The 17557-nt window shown below is 66.2% G+C and carries 14 protein-coding genes; 6 read left to right on the plus strand and 8 right to left on the minus strand.

Annotation, left to right across the window (positions count from 1 at the left end; translation table 11 throughout):
• Positions 1-50: 50 nt before the first annotated feature.
• From HLH35_RS08460 to HLH35_RS08475, 4 genes are read right to left on the minus strand one after another with little or no spacing between them, the layout of a single operon-like run.
• On the minus strand, positions 51-1907 hold the full coding sequence (locus HLH35_RS08460; RefSeq protein WP_182978737.1) for a beta-galactosidase: 1857 nt from the start codon (positions 1905-1907) through the stop codon (positions 51-53).
• Positions 1904-3076: a glycoside hydrolase family 27 protein gene (locus tag HLH35_RS08465; protein WP_182978738.1), complete on the minus strand. Its 1173-nt coding sequence runs from the start codon at positions 3074-3076 to the stop codon at positions 1904-1906. The genes HLH35_RS08460 and HLH35_RS08465 overlap by 4 nt, the downstream gene beginning before the upstream one ends.
• Positions 3076-5061 (minus strand): enterotoxin, encoded by a 1986-nt coding sequence (locus HLH35_RS08470; protein WP_182978739.1) that lies wholly within the window; start codon positions 5059-5061, stop codon positions 3076-3078. The genes HLH35_RS08465 and HLH35_RS08470 overlap by 1 nt, the downstream gene beginning before the upstream one ends.
• Before the next feature lie 3 nt (positions 5062-5064).
• Complete coding sequence (locus tag HLH35_RS08475; protein WP_182978740.1) at positions 5065-7242, minus strand: TonB-dependent receptor plug domain-containing protein; 2178 nt, start codon at positions 7240-7242, stop codon at positions 5065-5067.
• 578 nt (positions 7243-7820) lie between these two features.
• On the opposite strand from HLH35_RS08475, the gene HLH35_RS08480 reads away from it, so the two are divergent.
• The 6 genes from HLH35_RS08480 to nagA all read left to right on the plus strand — a co-directional run bounded on the left by HLH35_RS08480 (position 7821) and on the right by nagA (position 14462).
• Positions 7821-8612: a DeoR/GlpR family DNA-binding transcription regulator gene (locus HLH35_RS08480; protein WP_246384960.1), complete on the plus strand. Its 792-nt coding sequence runs from the start codon at positions 7821-7823 to the stop codon at positions 8610-8612.
• Between the two features lie 115 nt (positions 8613-8727).
• Positions 8728-9705 carry a BadF/BadG/BcrA/BcrD ATPase family protein gene (locus HLH35_RS08485; RefSeq protein ID WP_338029318.1) on the plus strand — a complete coding sequence of 326 codons (978 nt, stop codon included), beginning with the start codon at positions 8728-8730 and terminating at the stop codon, positions 9703-9705.
• Between the two features lie 61 nt (positions 9706-9766).
• Positions 9767-10720: an SIS domain-containing protein gene (locus HLH35_RS08490; RefSeq protein ID WP_182978742.1), complete on the plus strand. Its 954-nt coding sequence runs from the start codon at positions 9767-9769 to the stop codon at positions 10718-10720.
• Positions 10721-10747: 27 nt separating this feature from the next.
• The gene (locus HLH35_RS08495) at positions 10748-12052 is read left to right on the plus strand and encodes a class II D-tagatose-bisphosphate aldolase, non-catalytic subunit (RefSeq protein WP_182978743.1); all 1305 of its coding nucleotides are present in this window, start codon (positions 10748-10750) and stop codon (positions 12050-12052) included.
• Positions 12049-13347 (plus strand): glucose/galactose MFS transporter, encoded by a 1299-nt coding sequence (gluP, locus tag HLH35_RS08500; RefSeq protein WP_182978744.1) that lies wholly within the window; start codon positions 12049-12051, stop codon positions 13345-13347. Before HLH35_RS08495 ends, gluP begins: the two co-directional genes overlap by 4 nt.
• On the plus strand, positions 13344-14462 hold the full coding sequence (nagA, locus tag HLH35_RS08505; RefSeq protein ID WP_182978745.1) for an N-acetylglucosamine-6-phosphate deacetylase: 1119 nt from the start codon (positions 13344-13346) through the stop codon (positions 14460-14462). Before gluP ends, nagA begins: the two co-directional genes overlap by 4 nt.
• Before the next feature lie 13 nt (positions 14463-14475).
• Here nagA and HLH35_RS08510 read toward each other — a convergent pair whose 3' ends face one another.
• The 4 genes from HLH35_RS08510 to HLH35_RS08525 form a co-directional block, all read right to left on the minus strand.
• Positions 14476-14685, minus strand: a complete 210-nt coding sequence (locus HLH35_RS08510; RefSeq protein WP_182978746.1) for a toxin-antitoxin system HicB family antitoxin — start codon at positions 14683-14685, stop codon at positions 14476-14478.
• Entirely contained in the window at positions 14682-15617 is a 936-nt protein-coding gene (locus tag HLH35_RS08515) for an SPFH domain-containing protein (protein ID WP_182978747.1), read from the minus strand. The genes HLH35_RS08510 and HLH35_RS08515 overlap by 4 nt, the downstream gene beginning before the upstream one ends.
• A gap of 76 nt (positions 15618-15693) precedes the next feature.
• A complete protein-coding gene (gene metF, locus HLH35_RS08520) occupies positions 15694-16560 on the minus strand; it encodes a methylenetetrahydrofolate reductase [NAD(P)H] (RefSeq protein WP_182978748.1) in 867 nt (288 codons plus the stop codon).
• A 40-nt stretch (positions 16561-16600) separates the two neighbouring features.
• The gene (locus tag HLH35_RS08525) at positions 16601-17539 is read right to left on the minus strand and encodes an ArsR/SmtB family transcription factor (RefSeq protein WP_182978749.1); all 939 of its coding nucleotides are present in this window, start codon (positions 17537-17539) and stop codon (positions 16601-16603) included.
• Positions 17540-17557 lie beyond the last annotated feature (18 nt).

The following is a 17557-nucleotide window of genomic DNA, read 5'->3' on the forward strand; positions in this document are numbered from 1 at the left end:
GGCGTTCGTCGGAGTTGCCGGTCGGGGGACATCGTTCTGTACCGGGCTGTTCAGCCGCCAGCGTGAGTCACGCCCACGATCCGTGCCGGGGCGCCGGCGTGGCAATCAAGCACCAGCAGATCGTTCCCCGCCGGGCGCAGGAACTCCGCCGGACAGAAGAGACGTTGCTGGGGGCCGATCGACCAGAAGCGCCCCAGCGCGTGGCCATTGATCCAAGCATAACCTTTTTTCCATTCTGCCATGTCGATATAGGTGGCGCCGATGCCCGGCATGTCGAAGGTGGCGCGGTAAAGCCCCGCAGGGTGGCCGGGTACTGATGGGTGGCGGGTGGCTTGGGCAAGCCGTGCCGCGTCGAGGGGCAGGCCGAAGATCGTCCAGTCCCGGAGAGGCGCGCCGCCCAGCGTGACAGGGCCTTCCAACCCCTTGCGATCGCCCATGGCGAGGCCGAAGCCGATATGGCCGAAACTGTCCACCAGGATATCCAGTCGCCTCGACCCCGGCGCAGGCGCGATGACGAGTGGTGTCCTGGTCGGAAAGAGGCGTGATATTGCGGCGATTTCCGTGCCGTCGAGGATCAGGCGCGCGTCGTCGTGGACCGGCGGCAGGTGAAGCGGGCCGCCGCGACCGGCCGGGACGACGCAGCGATAGAGCGCCATGCCGCCGGGTTGTCGCAGGCCGCGTTCCATCGACACCGGATCGCGGGCCCGGACCGGGTCGCCCAGCGCGTTCCACGGCGATCCGGCGGCACGCGCCATGACCGGGGCGAAGCCGAGGATCGGCGGGTCCGGAGGGACGGGCGGAAGGGGAAGGTTCGTGGCGCGCGCGATCATGGTGCGCAGGGTGTGATATTTCGGCGTGGCGCGTCCGGCCTCGTCGATCGGCGCATCGTAATCGTAGCTGGTCACCACGGGCTGGAAGCGGCTGCCGTCCCGATGGGCGTTCGCGCCCGCGCCGGAGCCGAAATTCGTCCCGCCATGGACGACATACAGGTTGAACGATGCCCGTTGATCCAGGATTTTCCGGAAATCCGGGACGAAATCGATCGTCGCCATGCTCTTCTCGCCCCAATGGGTCAGCCAGCCGGGATAGGCCTCGCTGATCCAGGGCGGCGTTTCCGTCGCCAGGTCGCGAGCCTGATCGAGCCGGTAGTCGCCGTCCAGCCCAATCGCGCAGCCGGACAGGATAGTGCGTTTCTCGCGCAGTTGGGCCAGCCCGTCGGCGGTGGTGCAGGCGCCGGTGATGCCGTGCCGGAACCAGGTGTCGCGGGTCCAGGCCATATAGGCGGGGTCGCCGCCGAAGGACGCATATTCGTTTTCGATCTGCGTCATCAGGATCGGGCCGCCGCGATCGGCCATGAAGGGGCGCACGGCCTGTGCGATGGTGGCGATATAGCGCCTGGCGGCGGCGAGGAAGGCGGGGTCCATGCTGCGGACGCGGATATCGCCGTCATAGAGCAGCCATGCGGGCAGGCCGCCGAAATCCCACTCGCCGCAGACATAGGGGCCAGGACGCAGGGAGACCCACAGTCCGGCCTGCTGGCACAGGGTCAGGAAGGTGCGGAAATCGCGCCGGTCCGTGGTCAGGTCGAACCGTCCGGGGGCGGGTTCGAGCATGTTCCACATCAGGTAGATGGCGATGGTGTTCAGTCCCATCGCCTTCGCCATCGCGATCCGCGCCGGCCATTCGCCGCGCGGGATGCGGATGGGGTGCATTTCGCCCGACCGGATCTGGAAGGGGGTGCCGTCGAGGCGGAAGCCGTCGCGATGCAGCGTGAAGGCGTGAGGCCGCCCGTCCGGTACCGGCTCCGGGCCGGGTGTGGCGGCCAGGAGCCGGCCGCCGGCTGTGAACAGGCCGACGGCCATGGAGCCGGAGAGGACGGCGCGGCGCCCGAAAACGGAGTGCGTCACCGGCTGGGGCCTTCGAGGCGCAGCAGGATGACGTCGCGGGCGGGGATCGTGAAACGTGTATGGGGGGTGAGCGGCCCGGTCTCGCGCCCCGTCCACAACTCGCGCGCACTCCGCTCCGTCATCGTGGCGCGCAATGCTGTTCCCGGTGTCGTGTCGATCGCATGATCGAGTGTATTGACCAGCGCGATGGCGGTTCCGCCGTCGGCAAGATGGCGCAGCCAGATCTGTACGGCGCCATTCCAGGAAACGAGGTGGCCAGGATGGGACGAAACGTCCTGGTCGATGGCGATGACGTCACGATTGGTCAGGATCGCACGAGTCTCCGGCGTCATGGCAGAGAGGTCGTTCCCCGCGATCAGCGGCGCGGCAAGCATGACCCACAGCGTCAGGTGCGTGCGTTCCGCGCCGGGGGCGGTCAGGTCCCCGTTGCCGATTTCCAGCATGTCCGGGTCGTTCCAATGGCCGGGTGGCGGATCGGGGATGGCCTGATCGCTCAGGGCATTGAACATCATGGCCGCGTAATCGGGGGTAATATCCGTCGTGGTGCGCCAGATCGTCCCGCCTGTCGAGGCGGCCCACTCCCAGACACGGCTCCAGCCGTACGAACACAGGGCAAGAATGACCGTGCGGCCGGTCGCGTCCAGAGCGGTGCCCATGCGGCGATACGCATCGATCATCATGGCGCGCTGGCGGTCGAGGTCCTGCCCGGCGAGATGTCGGCGGAAGCCGCAGAGATCATATTTGAGATAGTCCACGCCCCAGGCGGCGAACCGGCGCGCATCCTGCGCTTCGTGCCCTTCGCTGCCCGGCCGTCCGGCGCATGTGCGCGCGCCGGGGGATGAATACAGCCCGAACCGCAAGCCTCGGCCGTGGATATAGTCGGCGAGCGCTTTCATGTCGGGAAAGCGGGAGGGATCGGGCTGCAGGTTGCCCTGTGCGTCGCGCTGGCCCTGCCAGCCGTCGTCGATGATGACAGTGCGATAGCCGGCTGCCGCCATGCCGCTGGAAAGAAGAGCATCCGCAGCGTGCCGGATGTCGGCGTCCCGGATCTTGTCGCCGTAATGGTTCCAACTGTTCCAGCCCATGGGCGGCCCGGACGCGCGCGCGGGGCCGGTGGCCAGTGCCGCCATTGCGAGCAATGCCGCGCGTATCGTCCCGCGCGGCTGCATCAGGGTGTCAGCTCCAGCGTCATGACCTCGAATGGCGCCAACTGGATGACGACGGGCGTGGCGGCGTCCAGAGTCCGGGGCGCGGGAGATTTCGCCCACAAGGTATGCACGGTGTAGCGCATCGGCGCATCATCGGGCAGTTCGAGCACCTTGTCCGGTTCGATCAGGATGCGGCGCGGTACCTGGTCGGGATTGCGCAAGGTCAGGAAGGCCTTTTTGGGCGTCCAGGCCGCCCAGCCATAGGGTTCGAGGCGGCCGGGGTCGCCGCCGACCCAGTGGCTGTCCTTGAGTATCCCGGCGTTTGCCCGTGCCCATTTTGCCGTGTCGGCGATCACGTCCCAATCGGCGGGCTTGAGCAGGTCGGGTGTTAGATAGAGTTCCTGCTCGTCCGTGCCGGTGGCGAAGAAGCTGTGTACTTCATCGGGGAAATCATGGCCGGGGTCGGCGTCGAGGCGCTGGTTCTTTTGTGCGTAGATGATGCCGTGCAGCATCAGGGAGTTCAGGGGGAAGAGTGGCGCCTTGACGACGATGTTGTGGTAGGTGTCCGAATCGCGGTAGGTGATCCAGCGCTGGCGCCTGGTGCCCACGCCGCGCAGCCAGAAGGGCGACGGGAAGGTGCCGGTCGTCAGGTTGATGAAGGTGTTGGGGCGGGCGGCGTAGATGTCGGCAATCAGGTGGATGGCGGCGTCGAAATCACTGTTGAACACGCTGCCGGGCGCGACCTGGTCGGCATTGCCGGTACCGTCGAACTTGAACTGGTTGATGCAATCTTCCTTCAGCATCCGCATGACGGCATCGTGGAAGACGGCATAATATTTCGGTCCCGAAAGATCGAACCCGTCGTCGCGGATTTCCAGGCCGGCCTTGCGTCCATTGGCGACGCGGATCTGCTGCGGCTTGCTGTAGCCGCCCCAGGGGGACAGCCAGACGCCGGGAGCGGCGCCAAAGGACGAGGCCAGCGTGCAGAGCGGCCTGAAGCCGGCGGGGAAGTCCTTGCTGAACCGCCAGAAGCCGCTCCGGTCGTCCCATCCGTCGTCGAAAAGGTAGGAATCGAGCGTTACGCCCCGCTTGCGGACCAGTTCTTCGCCGATGGCGCGAATGCGGTTCTCGGCATCTTTCTGCGTGTAGGGCGTGAAATAGCCGATATCGTACCAGGAATTGTAGTTGAGGAACGGGCGGTAGGGATGGCTGCGCTCGCGCTCGACATAGATCTGGAAATCGCGGCGCAACTGGCCGTGGCGGACGATACCCGCGACGGCGGAGACGGTCAGCGCGTGGTCGGGTTGGATCGGCAGTGCCTGGGCCAGGGTCAACTGCGAGCGGCCGTTGAACACCAGGCTGTTGGCCAGCGGATTTTCGATGCCGAAATAGCTGTCATCGACGACAGCCGGCGAGCCCTGCACGTCGCCGACCACCTCGCCCGTTTCCACGTTGGCTTCGAACAGTGCCACGCTCTTCAATGAAAGAGGCCGGGTCTTTGGCGTCAGCGCCACGATTTCGCGCAGATAGGGCGATCCGTCGCGCTGTTCGACCCGCCAGGCGATTGTGAAACGGCCTTTCGGGTCGGTGAATTGTGCGGTGACGGCCCGGCCGGGCAGGCGGTCGGCCGCGCGTGCGCTGGTCGCGTCCGGCGCGATTGTCTCGACGCGCGGGGGCTGGATCACCGTCAGGTCGGCGCTGGAAATCGCTTTGCCGTCGGCGAGGGTGAGCGTGAACAATCCGCGTAGCGTGATCGTCCTGTCATGGACGAGGTCGGAAAACCGGGGATCGACGAGTTTGCTGGCCTGGGTCGTCCCCAGGGTGGTTCCCAGGGCGGTCCATGACAGGCGGACGGCCTGGTTACCGAAGCTCTGGTGGACGGCGGCCAGATCGCCGGCGGGATTGCCGGGAGCCAGGACCAGGGTGTCGTCAGCCTGCGCCGGGGGAATCGCGGTCAGGGCACTTGAAGCCAGGATGGCGCAGACGACCAGTTTTTTCATGTTCATGAATCAGAAGCCCGTCGTGACTGAAAAGACAATGCCGAAGCCACCGCCTACGACATAGGTGGGGGCCCTGCCGGCAAGCGTCGTGCCGTGAACGCCCGTCGTGGTCCTGGCATTGTAGCCGCCGTTGCCGGCCGCGAGATATTTGTTGTCCGTGACGTTCATGACATTGACCTGGACCTGGGGGGATTTGGCGATCCACAGTTTCTTGAATCGATAGCCCGCCGTCACGTTTCCGGTGGCATAGGCGGGCATGACCTGGTCGTTCATGAAGGTTGCGTATTGCGAACCGACATAGCTCATATACCCGTTGGCGAAGAAATTGCCGTTATCGTAGGAGAGCCCGACATTGACCGTGGTTTTCGGGCTGTAGGGTGCTATCTTGCCGGCGCTGCGGATGAAGTCGGTCTTGTCGGGTAGGTTGTTGTCCGTGGTGACGTGCAGATATTGGAACGACGCATAGGGGCTGAATCCGTGCCATGGCCGCAGGCCCGCCGCGAGCTGGAAGCCGCGCGAGGTCTGGCCGCCGGCATTCACGTAATTCGACACCAGCCGGCCGCCGATATAGCTGGAAATCGAACTCTGCTTGTTGGTCATGTTGTAGTTGAAGAACGACGCAGTGATGTTCACCAGGCCGGTGTGCCGGTAGCCGATTTCCTCGGAAATCGAGTATTCCGCCTTCAGGTTGGTCGAATGGGCCTCGTCGACGATCGGCGCAGAGCCGTCCCAGTATGTGCCGTAGACGAGGATACCGGTCGGTTCCATGAAGGCGGTCGCGCCGTCCAGATAGATCTGGTCGTGCGGCGTGATCTGGAAGGACGCGGAGACCTGTGGCAGAGGCTGGGCGTCGTTGCGGCCGTAATTATACATATCGCCCGGAATCGCATTCGTCGAATGATAGGACATCATGACGTATTTGAAGCCGGCATTCAGGGTCAGCCTGTCGCTCAGCGCCTTGTAGGTGTCTGAAATGAACAGGGAGTTGAGCTGCTGGATCAGGTGGATGTTGAACATCATCAGGGGCGCGCCGTCCTGGCCCCGGATCGGGTACATCCCCCAGTAATTCTCGCCTTCGCCATTGGCCCCGATTTGCGACAGTGGGGCGATTTCGTGCTGGTCGTAATAATTGTACCAGTAGCCGGCCTTCAGTTCGTTATGGCCGAGCTTCCAACTGAGCGTGTTGTTGAAACCAGCCGTGTGCTGGTTCCAGTTGTCGATGGCCAGTACCGACGCGTACCCGTCCTGAGCGTTGGGGATGTTGAGGTTTCCGGTGGGCTGGATGCCGTTATAGCCGTATTCCGCCTGGGTCTGCCCGTTATCGCCGGCGCCGTGGATATGCACGTAATAAGGCGAGGATTCGAAGGTCAGGCCGTGGCCCAGATTGAAGGAGAGCGGCGCGCCGATGATGACGGAATGCTGCTCGGTCGCGTTGAGCTTGTAATAATTATAGTCGCCCGTCGTGTAGGTTGGGTCGTAATAAGCTGCTGAGCGGCCGTATTGCTTCCATTGCTGCATCGTGATGCTCATCAGATACGGCTCACTGCTCTGATTGTAAGTCAGGAAGACGCGGGCGCTGTTTCCCTCGCCCCATTCCTTGAGCGCCATCGCATCGACATGTGAGCGGCGGCTGCGGCCCGGGCCGAGCCACATCGCATGGGTGCCGTAGGAGTAGGACGCGAATGTCTTGATGCCCGAATGGCCGATCTCGCCGCTGTCGAGGCGGATGAATTCGCGCGCGGCCTGATGGTTGCCGTAGCTGAGGTCGATCTTGCCGCCGAAATGATCGGCGGGGTCGGTCAGGGATTCCTTAATCGACCCCGCCAGGGCGTTGTAGACCGGCATCGCGATGTCCGCCACGCCCTGTTGGACCGTGAGGTGGCTGATATTCTCGGTATCGGCGGCCTGCGACGTATAGGGGACGTAATGCGTCGGGTCGGCGGTGGGAATGCCGTTGAGCGTATAGCCGACCGAAGTCTGCCCCATGCCGCGCATATAGAAGCTGCTCTGGTCCGACTGGCCGAACGCGTCGGCATTGGAGAGCGTGACGCCGGGGACGTACTGGATCAGCGAGAGCGGATTGCTGGTGGGCGACTGTTTGGCGATGAAGTCGCGCGTGACGGTTTGCTGGGCCTGTGCCGCGGTTTCGGGGGCCAGCAGGCCGCCGCCGGGCGTCGTGTTCGTCACGCCGGTCGCATTGGAGACCGCTCCGGTTACCTGGATGTCCTCTCCCTTCGCGGAAGTCTTTGGGGCCGCCGCCGGCGCGGTGCGGCTGGATGTCGGGCGTGGATGATCGTGGCGGGGCGCCGTCCTGCCGGCCGGATCCGTGGTGGCCCCGAGCGCGGTTGAACAGGAGAGGAGAAAGGCAAGCTGTGACAGCAGGTCCACGGATCGGCGGGGAGATCGACGGGGCATTTGGCAACGGGATGATTGATTGTGATCGTGCTGGCTCATGGCATTGCTTCGCATTGCAAGGTTATGACGCAGTTTAGCCATGGGCGGTCAGGAGATTGCAATACAAAAACGATCATAAACGATCATAAAAATTCCATTTTAAAAAATGTAATTAATACAGATAGTTAAATATATTTATTGTGTCGATCGTGGGGTTGTGTGGCGTATTGCGGCGAGAGAATGTCGGATTTTATCCGCGAATCGATTGGTCGTGGATCGGATCGATCTCTTTGTGATCGTTTTTCGCGTGCGAATTGAGAACGGGGGGAAATGATGCCAGAATGTCGGGCCCATTCTGTCGGAGATTTTCCATGCAGCCCGATCGATTGACCCAGATCCGCCATTACCTCTACCTCCATGGCATTACGGGAGTGAACGAACTGGCGCGTGTCGTGGATACGTCGGTCGTGACGGTGCGGCGCGACCTTCATCGCCTGGAAGAGCTGGGTCATGTGCGCCGGACGCATGGCGGGGCCGAAATCGTCAATTCCGGCGGGCTGGAAATCGGATTCGAGGCGCGCGAAAGTCATTGCCTGATGATCAAGCGTGCGATCGCCGAGGCGGCTTATGCGTCGCTGCGGCCGCATTCCTCGATTTTTCTCGATTCGGGCACGACGGTGCTGCAACTGGCGCGGCGCCTGCGGCTGGGGCCGATTCCACTGACCGTGTTCACCAACAGTATCGCCATCGTGCAGGCGCTGCTCGATACCCCGCAGCTTCAGCTCTGCCTGCTGGCGGGGCGTGTGCGGAACGAAAACCGTAGCATCGTCGGGCCTATGGCTGAACGATCCATCGAAGGGCTGTGGTTCGATCAGCTTTTTCTCGGCGCGAGCGCGGTGCAGCCCGATGGCGGGATCGCCACCCCCGATTGCGAGGAGGCCAGCCTGAATGCCGCCATGGTCCGGCGCGCGGGCGAACGGCTGCTGCTGATCGACAGCAGCAAGTTCGGGCGTCATGCGACGTTCCGTGTCGCGGGGCTGGAGGATCTGGGACATCTGATCACGGATGACGGTATTTCTGGCGAATGGCTCGCCCGCCTCGAACAGGCGGGGGTTGCCTGCACGCGGGTGCGGAGCGCGGGCGGTGAAGCGGGAGATGAGTGACGGGCGGGTCGGGCATATCGATCATAAACGATCATATAAATGACTTGACATGAGAGCTTTCTGATCGGAAGCATCGGGTCATCGCACGACACACCTGTTGGTCGGAGGAAAGAACGTGCCGCACGCTTCCGGCGAGCCCTGCCTTTTGGCGATGGATAGTGGCGGGTCGAAGACGCTGCTCGTCCTGATCGATCGGCATGCCACGGTGCTGGCGGTGCGCCAGGCCGGCGGCACCAATCCGTTCGATCGGCCGGACTGGCGGGACGAGATGGCCGGATTGCTGGCGGACCTGCCTGGCGGCATCGTCGCCGCCGCTTTCGGCATGGCCGGCTATGGCGGCAGCCCGGCGGTCAGCGCCCGGCAGGACGAGGTGCCGGCGGAATGGGGGCGGTGTCCGTACGTCGTGCGCAACGATGTCGATATCGCCTGTGTCGGCGCGTTCGGCGGCGGCCCCGGCATCCTGCTGCTGGCGGGGACCGGGTCGATGGTCTGGGCGGCGGACTCGGCCGGGCGCGGCCTTCGGGTCGGCGGATGGGGACATCTGTTCGGCGATGAGGGCAGTGCCTTCTGGATCGGGCGCGAGGCGCTGGGCACCCTGACGCGGGCGGTGGACGGGCGGGAGCCGGATGCCGCGTCCTTCATTGCCCCGTTCTGCCGGTTCATGGGGCTGTCGGACGATCCCGCCGGGATCGAGGCCGCCCTGCTGGACTGGTATGGCGGTCTGCACCATGCGCGGTCGGAGGTGGCGGCGTTGACGCGTGGCGTCGACATGCTGGCGGCGGCGGGCAACGGGCCGGCGCGGCGGATCGTGGAACGGGCGGCGGCGCATCTGGCCCGGCATGTCGGCGCGGCGCGGCGGATGCTGGCGCTGCCCGGCCTGGCCTGGTGCGATGCCGGCGGGGCGTTTCGGAACGCGTCGCTCCGCCGGGCGGTCATCGATCTGTGCGGCGTGCCGGCGGCCCCGATCCTGCCGCCCGTCGGCGGCGCGGCGCTGCTGGCGGCCCGGCGGGCGGGGTGGGACCCCGATGCGGCCTGGATCGTGAGGCTGGCAGCCGGCCTGACCGATGCCGGCCTGTTCGCCCAGGCGCCCTGATCCGGCCCGATGCCGAATATCCACACGAATATCCAAACGGAAGCAAAGGCAACGATTGACCATGAACGCAACGGAACGCGGCATCCGCGAGCAATTCCCGCTATGGGACAAGCTGGTCATGGACGGGGTGCGGCCGCGTGCCGGTCTGGTCCATGTGGTGGTGGGGTGTGGCACGTCGGTCCATATCGCGGATTCGATCGCCGCGGCGCTGAACATGCACGGGGTGCTGGCTCGCGCGGTGCCGGGCAACGAATGGACGCGGCGGCGGGACAATTACGTGCCGGCGGCCATTGCGCCGCATGTCGTCGCCCTGTCGCGCAGCGGCGAATCGACCGAGACGGTAGCCGCGGCCGCGGCCAGCCGGGCGGCCGGCCTGGCGGTCACGGCCTTCTGCTGCGCGCCGGGCAGTGCGCTGTGCCACAATGCCGATGAAATCGTGTTGGCCGAAACCCATCCCGAGGAAGGGATCGTGATGACGGCCTCAGCCAGCCTGATGCTGCTGATGGGCCTGCGCTATGCCGGGATCGCCGTCGGGCCCGAGACCACGAAGGCTGCCGAGGTGCTGCTGCGCGCGGCCGACCCGGTTCTGCCGGGGCTGATCGCGGGGCGGTCGCATTTCGTCTTCCTGGGGGCTGGGGCGCTGTATGGCGTGGCGCGCGAGGGCGCGCTGAAACTGCAGGAAATGAGCCTGAGCCAGACCGAGGCGCATCATCCGCTGGAATATCGTCATGGCCCGATCAGCCTGGTCGACGATCGCTCCTGCGTCGTCATGCTGTATCATCCGGATACGATCGAGGAGGAAGCGCGGCTTGCGCGGGAATTGATGGCGAAGGGAGCGCGGGTGCTGGGACTGGGCGGACCGGGTAGCATCGAACTGTCCGTTGACGGTCTGGCCGCCGTGCTGCCGCTGCTGTGCCTGCCCGTGCTGCAATTGCTGGGCGAATATGTGGCGCGCCAGCGCGGGCTGGACACGCTGGCACCCCGCCACCTGACCAAAGTCGTGACGGTCGCCTGAGCGGTCGTGGCCGGAAGGAAATATTTCATGTCCCTGGCCTTATTCGGCGCGCTGGTCGCGCAGGCGCATGATCCGTCGGTACCGCGCGCCGCGCGGGTCGGGTTGCCATCGGTCTGCTCGGCGCATCCGCTGGTGCTGGAGGCCGCGCTGGCGCGCGCCGGGCGCACCGGGCGCCCGGTTCTGATCGAGGCGACCTGCAACCAGGTCAATCAGGAAGGGGGCTATACCGGCATGACGCCGGCCGATTTCCGCGACATGGTATGGCGCATCGCGGATCAGGCTGGTTGCCCGCGCGGGCTGGTCCTGCTGGGAGGAGACCATCTGGGCCCCAACCCGTGGAAATCGCTGCCGCCCGATGAGGCGATGCGCCGGGCGGATGCGATGATCGCGGCCTATGCCGAGGCCGGCTTCGTGAAGCTGCATCTGGATGCCAGCATGGGATGCGGGGGCGAACCCGCCGCCCTGGCCGACGATGTCGTGGCCGGGCGGGCCCGCGCGCTGGCGGCGCGGGCCGAGGCCGTGGCCCCGGGACAGGCGGTGTATGTCATCGGGACCGAAGTGCCGGTGCCCGGCGGCGTGAGCGGCGCATCGGATCATCTGGACCATGTGGTCCCGACCACGCCCGACGCGGCCCTGCGCACCCTGGCGGTGCATGAGGCGGCGTTCCGCCCCACGTTGGGAGACGACGTCTGGTCGCGGGTGATCGCGCTGGTTGTGCAGCCGGGGGTGGAATTCGATGCCGAGGACGTGGCCGTCTACCGCCGCGATCCCGCCCAGCCGCTGGCGGCCACGTTGGCCGCGATGCCGGGCCGGGTGTTCGAGGCGCATTCGACCGACTATCAGCCGGAATCCGCGTTGCGCGCGCTGGTCGAGGACGGGTTCGCGCTGCTGAAAGTGGGACCGGGCCTGACCTTCGCGCTCCGCGAGGCGCTGTATGCGCTGGACGCGGTGCGCGCGGTGCTGTGTCCCGGTAGCGAAAGCCTGCGCGAGACGATGGAGCAGGTCATGACGGGCGCGCCCGGCCATTGGACCGGTCATTATGCGGGATCGCCCGTGCGGCAGGCGATGTTGCGCCATTACGGTTACAGCGACCGGATCCGCTATTACTGGCCGTCCGCCGCCGCGGAGGCGGCGGTGGGGCGGCTGTTCGCCGATCTGGAGGAAGGCGGCCTGCCGGATGCGCTGCTGCGCCAGTTCCTGCCGGCCGTCAGTGCGCGCGTGCGCGCCGGCGCGGTCGCGCGCACGCCGCGGGCCATTGTCCTGGCCGCGATCGATCAGGTGCTGAAGGAATACGCGCGGGCCTGTGTGCCGGCCGGGCCGCGACGCGCATGACGCGCCACCAGCCCCCGCCGCGTGGGCCGGCCGGCGATTTCGGCTGGGCGCCGCTGGCGATCATCGCCGGGCTGTTCTTCGTCATCGGATTCGTCACCTGGCTGAACGGCCCGCTGATCTCGTTCGTGCAGGTTGCGTTCTCGCTGGATGATGTCGGCGCGTTTTTTATTCCGCTGGTCTTCTACCTGTCCTATTTCCTGTTCGCGCTGCCGTCGTCGGCGGTCGCGCGGCGGATGGGGTTGAAGCGCGGGCTTGCGCTCGCCCTTCTGGTCATGGCCGTGGGGAGCGCGCTGTTCGGCCAGTTCGTCGCCAGCCGCTGGTATGCTGGCGCGCTGGCGGGGCTGCTGGTGCTGGGCGCTGGGCTGGCGCTGTTGCAGGTGACGGCGAACCCGTATGTCAGCCTGCTGGGACCTCCGGCGCGGGCTGCCCAGCGCATTGCTATCATGGGGATCTGCAACAAATTCGCCGGCATCCTGGCGCCGGTCGCGCTGGCCGTGCTGGCTATGCGCGATATCGGCGGCGTGGCGCAGCGCGCGCGGGCAGCATCCGACCCGATGGCGCGCGAGGCGATCCTGGTCGGCTTCGTGCGGGCGATCTATTGGCCCTATATGGGCATGGCGGCGGTTCTGGTGGCGATGTCGGCCGCGATCGTCCTGTCGCCGTTGCCTGACCTGGATGTGCCGTCGCTGCCGCCGTCGCGCCGGGCGGAGGCCGGCTGGAAGGCGTATGTCCTCCAGCCGCACCTGCTGGCCGGGATCGGGGCGATGTTCCTGTATGTCGGTGTCGAGGTCATGGCGGGGGATGCGATCGGTACCTATGGTCGGGGGCTGGGGTTGCCGCTGGATCAGACCCGCTTTTTCACCGCCCTGACGCTGGCGGCGATGATGCTGGGCTATCTGGGCGGATTGCTGGCGGTGCCGCGCCTGTTGCGGCAGGAACGCTGCATGGAACTGTCCTGTCTGGCGGGCTGTGTGCTGACCGTGCTGGCCTGGGCCACGCATGGCTATGTCTCGGTGCTGTGTGTGGCGCTGCTGGGCCTGAGTAATGCGATGATCATGCCGGCCCTGTTTCCGATCGCCATCCGGGACGCGGGCGCCTTTACGCCTCTGGCCTCGGCGCTGCTGGTCATGGCGTTCTGCGGTGGCGCGGTCATGCCGCAATTTTATGTCTGGCTGAAGCCGGTTGTAGGCTTTCAACGCCTGTTCGCGATGCTGGTGCTGCCGTCGTATCTTGCCATCCTTTTCTACAGTCGGCATTTCGGACGTGAACGGCTGCCGATCGCGGAGGAATCATGACGTCGTCTCCAGCTTTGGAGGGCCGGGTCGTCCTGCCCCAGCGGATCATGCCGGGGCGCATTGCCTTCGACGGGCATATCCGCGAGATCGCGGCGTGCCCGGATGCACCGCGACACTATATCCTGCCCGGCTTCATCGATTGCCATGTCCATGGCGGCGACGGTGCGGACACCATGGACGGGGTGGCGGCGATCGGGCGCCTGTCGCGCTTTCATCTGTCGCACGGAACCACGACGATCCTGCCGACGACCATTACCCGTCCCTGGCCGGATGTCATGGATGCCCTGCGCGCGATCGCCGAGGTGCGTCGGGTGGGCGTGGCGAATGGTCCCGACATCCATGGCGCGCATCTGGAAGGGCCGTTCGTCAGCCCGCACAAGCTTGGCGCGCAGCCGCCCTACGCCATCGCACCCGGTCCCGAGGTGGTACGAGAGGCGCTGGAGACCGGCATTGTACGCGTGGTGACCCTGGCGCCGGAACTGGACCATGCCGAAAGCGCCATGCAGGCTTTCGCTCGCGCGGGGGTGCGGATCAGTCTGGGCCATATGACGGCCGATTACGAACGGACCGAGCAGGCGATCTGCACGATCTGTGCCGCCGGCGGTACGGTGGGGGCGACGCATCTGTTCAATGCCATGGCGCCGATCGAGGGACGCCGCCCCGGCCCCGTTGCGGCGTTGATGTGCAGCGATGTGGCCTATGCCGAAATGATCCTGGACACGCATCACGTTCACCCCGCCACCTTCCGCATGGCGGCGCGCCTGATGGAGGGACGGCTGCTGCTGGTGACGGACGCGATGCGCGGTACGGGCCTGCCGGATGGGCCGAGCCAGTTGGGCGGGCAGGATGTGATGATCAAGGACGGGGTGGTACGCTTGCCGGGCGGGTCGCTGGCGGGCAGCGTGCTGACCCTGGATGTCGCCTTGCGCAACGCCGTGGAAAGTGGTGGCGTGTTGCTGACGCGTGCCGCAGACTTGGCCAGCGGTGCCCCCGCGCGCTATCTGGGCCTGTATGACCGGGGCGTTCTGGCGGTGGGGCGCCGGGCCGACTTCGTCGTAATGGACGAGGATCTGCGGGTTCGGCAGGTGTGGGTGGCCGGACAGCAGGTCGTCTGACGGCGCAGGGCTCTCAGGAGGGCTCGCTGCCCGGGCTTTCGGCCACACGGATGCCGCGCCTGGTCAGGGCCTCGCGCAGGAGGATTTCGATCTGTGCGTTTGCGCTGCGCAGTTCGGCGTCCGCACAGCGTCTGATGGCCGCCAGCAGGGCCGGGTCGAGACGCAGGGCGAAGGCCGCCTTGTCCGGTCCGCGCGGCCTTCCCCTGCTTCTCTCGTGGGTCACGAATAGAGCGTGCCCGTGTTGACCACCGGCGTGACATCGCGATCGCCGACCAGGACCACCAGCAGGTTGGAAATCATCGCCGCCTTGCGCTCGGCGTCGAGGACGCCACCCAGGCGGTCTTCGAGTTCGTTCAGGGCCTGTTCGACAATGGAAACGGCGCCGGAGGTGATGGTGCGCCGGGCGGCGATGACGGCGCTGGCTGCCTGTTTGCGCAACATGGTCGCCGCGATTTCGGGCGCATAGGCCAGGTGCGACAGGCGGGCCTCCTTCACCACCAGGCCGGCCAGTTCCATCCGTTCCCGAAGGTCGGCGGCGAGGGTGGCGGTCAGCCTGTCTCCGCCGTCGCGCAGGGACAGTACGCCGCCATCCTGGTGGAGCGTCTCCCCGGACTGCTGCAGGGTCAGGGCTTGCCGGTATTCCTCTTCGTCATAGGGGTGGCGGCTGGCCAGGCTGCGCAGGGCGGTTTCGCCCTGGGCGGTGACATAGGCCTGGTAATTCTCGACATCGAAGACCGCGCGTGCGGCTTCGGCCACGCGCCATGTCAGGACCATGCCGATTTCGACCGGGTTGCCGGCCGCGTCATTGACCTTCAGCGGTCCGATTTCCTGCGTGACCAGCCTGCGGGTGAGCCGCTTGCGGGCGGCGAAGGGATTCACGAGCCAGAAGCCGTCCTGGCTCAACGTGCCCGAATATTTCCCGAGGAATGTCAGGACCACGGATTCGTTGGGTTGCAGGGTGAGGAGGCCCCGCAGCAGGATCACGGCCGTGATGCCGCACAGGCCCGTGGCGACCGCGCACGACGCTTTCGCCATGTCGCCGGGGACGAGTCCGGCGGACAGCGCGTTGAGCAATCCTGCCAGGACCAGCAGTGTGACGATGCCGATCCCTGCGAAACCCGAAATGGCCCGTGCCTTGATTTCCTGCGTTCCCATGCGTGCCGCTCCCTGCTTTTTATCTTATATATTTATGATATCATAAAATAAGCAAGGAGAAGGTGCGCGCCGTCTGTCAGGGTGTGCTGCCGGCATGTAGCAGCCGGTGCAGGGCCAGTGCGGCGTCGGGGCGGTTCAGCGTGTAGACATGCAGGTCGGTCACGCCGTGATCGTGCAATTGGCGGCACAGTTCCGCCGTGACGGTGGTGGTGACCATGGCGCGCGCGCCGGGATGGTCGTCCAACCCGTCGAACAGGCGGCGCATCCAGTCCGGCACATGGGCGCCGCACATTTCGGCGAAGCGATAGGCTTGGGCGATGTTGGCGACCGGCAGGATGCCCGGCACGATCTCGGTCGTGATGCCGGCGGCCGTGGCACGGTCGCGGAAGCGCAGGAAGGTTTCGGCCTCGAAGAAGAACTGGGTGAGGGCACGGGTGGCGCCGGCGTCGATCTTGGCCTTCAGATGATCCAGGTCGGCGGCCGGGCTGATGGCGGCGGGATGGGTTTCCGGATAGGCGGCGACCGAGATTTCGAACGGCGCGATGCGGCGCAGGCCGGCGACCAGTTCCACCGCCCCGGCATAGCCGTCGGGATGGGCGACGAAGGGGGCGCCGAGTTCGGACGGGTCGCCCCGCAGGGCCACGATATGCCGCACGCCTGCATCCCAATAGGCGCGGGCGACGGCGTCGACCTCGGCGCGGGTGGCGTCGACGCAGGTCAGATGGCCCGCGACTGGCACATTGGTTTCGCGCACCAGTTCGGCGACCGTCTGCAGCGTGCGGTCGCGGGTCGAGCCGCCGGCGCCGTAGGTGACGGAGATGAAGCGCGGGCCGAGCGGGGCCAGGACCGATGCGGTCTGCCGCAGCGCCTCGGCCATCTTCGGCGTCTTGGGCGGGAAGAATTCGAACGAGAGCCCGGGGCCGGGGGGCTGGGACAGGGACATATGGCCGGTTCCTTGGAAGCGGAAAAAGGAAAGAAGCGGGTCAGGCGGACGGGGTGGCCGTGCGGCGGCCCAGCCACAATTTGACGGTGAGTTCGCCATCCAGATGGACCGGCGGCGCGCTGGCCAGGCCGGCGGCGGCGAACCAGTCCGCCATCTGCCGGTCCGTAAAGCCGAGGCGGACATGGGCGTCGCGCTCGCGCAGATCCTCACGGTCGTGCGGTGCGAAATCCACGATCAGCAGGCGGCCGCCCGGTGCCAGCACGCGCGCGGCCTCGGCGATCGCGGCGGCGGGATGCTGCGCGTAATGCAGGACCTGATGCATGATCGCGAAATCGGCCGCGCCATCGGGCAGGGGCAGGGCATACATGTCGCCCTGCCGCAATTCGGCATGGTCCGATCCCGGCTGCGCCAGCTTGGTGCGTGCCAGGCGCAGCATGGCCGGGCTGCGGTCGAAGCCGATGGCGCTGGCGGCCTGCCGGCCCAGCAATTCCATCATCCGGCCGGTGCCGGTGCCGATATCGACCATGCGCCCGATCGGCTCGGGCGCCAGCAGGCGTTCGATCGCGGCCTCGACATCGCGTTCGGCCACGTGGAGTGAGCGCAGCGCGTCCCAGTTGGCGGCGTGGGTTTCGAAATAATCCTCGGCCGCTGTGGCGCGGACGGCGCGTACCGCCTTCAGCCGGGCGAGGTCGGCCTGCTGTTCGCCGTCACCCTGGGGGCTCCAGCAATCGATCGCCTTCAGCACCGGGGCCACGATGCCGGGCGCGCCGAGGGTCAGGAAGACCCAGCTTCCTTCCTTGCGCCGATCCGCCAGTCCGGCGCTGACCAGGATCTTCACATGGCGCGAGACGCGGGGTTGGCTCTGGCCCAGCACCTGCGCGATTTCGCCGATCGAGAGTTCCATGGCGCGCAGCAGCGCCAGGATACGCAGGCGCGTCGGGTCGGCCAGGGCCTGGAACAGGGTGAGGGGGGAAGTCATGAAGGAGTGATATAATGA

Source organism: Gluconacetobacter asukensis (assembly GCF_014174375.1).
GTDB lineage: Bacteria > Pseudomonadota > Alphaproteobacteria > Acetobacterales > Acetobacteraceae > Gluconacetobacter > Gluconacetobacter asukensis.